At 69.4% G+C, this 618-nt stretch carries 1 protein-coding gene; it reads left to right on the top strand.

Going from position 1 to position 618, the window contains the following annotated elements:
- A partial coding sequence (locus ACFWJO_RS39785; RefSeq protein WP_386873186.1) for a VOC family protein occupies positions 1 to 618 on the top strand: 618 nt, incomplete at both ends.

Here is a 618-nt window from a genome sequence, read left to right as displayed (position 1 = left end):
GCCTGGACCACTTCAACCAGGTGACCCCGGATGTGCCGCGCGCCGCCCGCTACATGCAGGAACTGGGCTTCCGCGTCACCGAGGACATCCAGGACGAGAACGGCACCGTCTACGCCGCGTGGATGCGCCGCAAGCCCACCGTGCACGACACCGCCATGACCGGCGGCGACGGCCCCCGGATGCACCACGTGTGCTTCGCCACGCACGAGAAGCACAACATCCTGGCGATCTGCGACAAGCTCGGCGCCCTGCGCATGTCCGACCACATCGAGCGCGGCCCGGGTCGCCACGGCGTCTCCAACGCGTTCTACCTCTACCTGCGTGACCCGGACGGCCACCGCGTGGAGGTCTACACCCAGGACTACTACACCGGTGACCCGGACAACCCCGTGGTCACCTGGGACGTGCACGACAACCAGCGCCGCGACTGGTGGGGCACCCCGGTCGTGCCGTCCTGGTACACCGACGCCTCCCGCGTGCTGGACCTCGACGGCAACCTGCAGCCGCTGGTCTCCCGCACCGACGACTCGGAGATGGCCGTGACCATCGGCGCCGACGGCTTCTCCTACACCCGCGAGGGGCAGGGCGAGGAGTCCATGCCGGAGTGGAAGCAGGGCG

The organism is Streptomyces sp. NPDC127092 (assembly GCF_042722475.1).
In the GTDB taxonomy this organism is placed as follows: Bacteria; Actinomycetota; Actinomycetes; order Streptomycetales; family Streptomycetaceae; genus Streptomyces.
Note: the sequence above shows the minus strand (reverse complement) of the source record. Positions and strands in the feature narration are given on the sequence as shown.